The organism is Allobosea sp. TAB14 (genome assembly GCF_052113865.1).
GTDB classification, from domain to species: Bacteria; Pseudomonadota; Alphaproteobacteria; order Rhizobiales; family Beijerinckiaceae; genus Allobosea; species Allobosea spartocytisi.
Window position 1 is genome coordinate 1 of record NZ_JBFRDQ010000341.1, and the last position, 1,960, is coordinate 1,960.

A 1,960-nucleotide genomic window follows, 5' to 3' on the forward strand; every position below is an offset into this window, starting at 1 on the left:
GCCCGGTTTCATCGACCTCAAGGTCCTGCGCTTCCAGCAGACGCTGCCGACCGTGCCGGGTTCCTTCAGCATTCCCGCGATCGTGCCGAGCAGCGTGATGCCGTTCCTTTTCGCGCCGGTCGCCCGCGATGCGGCGCTGGTCGAGGGCAGTGCCGAGGGAACGATCTCCGAATTCCTGTTCAAGATCGAGAAGAACGGCGCGATCTTCTGGGTCGGTGCCTGCATCCCGGCCGGTACGATCGATTTCTCGCGGGCCTACATCTATTTCCATCCCGACACGATCTCGGCGAGCGACGATGCCGGCTATCCGACGTTCACCGGCCGCTGGCCGACGGTGAAGCGTTATGTTGCCGGGCAGGGGCTGCAGATGGCCGCGATGAAGACGATGCCGCTGATCGTGCCCTTCATGACGAACGCCTCGCGCTCGAACCAGCCCCGCACCAATCTCTTCGCCGATCGCGGCGTCGAAACGCTCGACGACATTCTCGCCGCGATCCAGATCACGCTCGGCCAGACGACGCCGCGCGGCTCGGTCCAGCAGGTCGGGACCTCGAGCTTCAGCTCCGGCGTCAACCATCTCGCTCGCTTCGCCGAGATGCTCGGCGGGAGCGGGCTGATCCGCGAGCAGATCGATTTCGACAGCGCCTTCATGAGAAATGCGCACAAGCTCGCGCCGAGCTTGCCCGGCGCGGTGAACTGGATGGTGACCCAGTCGCCGCCGCCTTGGGGCAAGCGCATCGGCTGGCTCTACCTGCCGCAGTCCGCTTTCCGCAACGTGCACACCATGCGCGGCGACACGCATAGCCAGATCGGCACGATGATGTTCCAGACCATGATGATGCTGAGCGTCATCCCCTGAGCCAAGGGGCGAAAGACGCAGGGATTCTGGCCTAGCTGGTTCGCCTGACGTTCCAGAAGGTCGGGAAGCTCGCCAGAACGCCTTCCAGCTTGCGGCTGAACGCCGTCGGCTGGAAATACTGGCCGAGCGGTGCATAGGGCACGTCCTCGAAGACCTGCAACTGGATCTCGGCGGCGAGGCGCTTCTTCGTCTCGGTGTCCGGCGCATCGATCCAGGCGTCGCGCAACGCCTCGATCTTCGGCGCGGTGGGCCAGCCCGGCCAGGCGGCAGCGCCATTGCCGCGCAGCGAGACATGGCCGACGGGGTCGAGGATGTCGATGCCGTTCCAGCCGGTGAAGAAGCAGTTCCAGCCGCCCTGCGACGGTGGTTCCTTCTTGGCGCGCCGGGTCACCACCGTGCCCCAGTCCATCACCTGGTAGTCGACATTCATGCCGATGCGCTTGAGCATTTCGCCGGCGACCTCGCATTCCGCCTTCAGGTTGGCGAGATCGGAGACGCCGAGCAGCACGACCTTCTCGCCGTTGTAGCCGGCCGCGGCCAGCGCCTGCTTGACCTTGCCGATGTCGCGCGGCCCGTTCAGCACCTCCATGCCGGCGTCGTTCGCGAAGGGCGTGTCCGGCGGAAACACCCCGACGCCGGTACGCCAGAGCTTCGTATCCGAGCCGCCGACCGCTTCCATGAATTCCTTCTGGTCGATCGCCAGCAGCATGGCGCGGCGGATCGCCGGATTGTCGAAGGGCGGGTGCAGATGGTTCATCCGCATGATCGCGATCGCGCCCGTGGTCTCCTTGATCGCGACCTCGAGCCGCGGATTCTCCGAGAGCAGGGGCAGGAGGTCAGGCAGGGGCTGTTCCACCCAGTCGATCTCGCCGCTCTGGAGCGCGGCTCCCGCCGTCGCCGGATCGGCCAGCGTGTGCCATTCGACCCGGTCGACATGGACGATCTTCGGGCCGGCCGTCCGGCCGGGCCTGCCGTCGCCGCGCGGCCGGTAATCGGCGAATTTCTCGTAGACGGCGAGGTGGCCCGACTGTCGCTCCGATGCGACGAAGCGGAAGGGGCCGCTGCCGACCACCTCGGTGATCTGGGTGAAGGCGTCCGTGA

2 protein-coding genes are annotated in these 1,960 nt (G+C 66.2%); one reads left to right on the plus strand and one right to left on the minus strand.

Features of this window, described 5'->3' with window-relative positions; all coding sequences use genetic code 11:
* On the plus strand, positions 1 to 859 hold an 859-nt coding region (locus AB4Y99_RS27405), incomplete at its 5' end, for a hypothetical protein (protein WP_441525565.1).
* 31 nt (positions 860 to 890) lie between these two features.
* Here AB4Y99_RS27405 and AB4Y99_RS27410 read toward each other — a convergent pair.
* Positions 891 to 1,960 (minus strand): ABC transporter substrate-binding protein (locus AB4Y99_RS27410; RefSeq protein WP_441525566.1); only part of this gene is annotated, 1,070 nt, incomplete at its 5' end.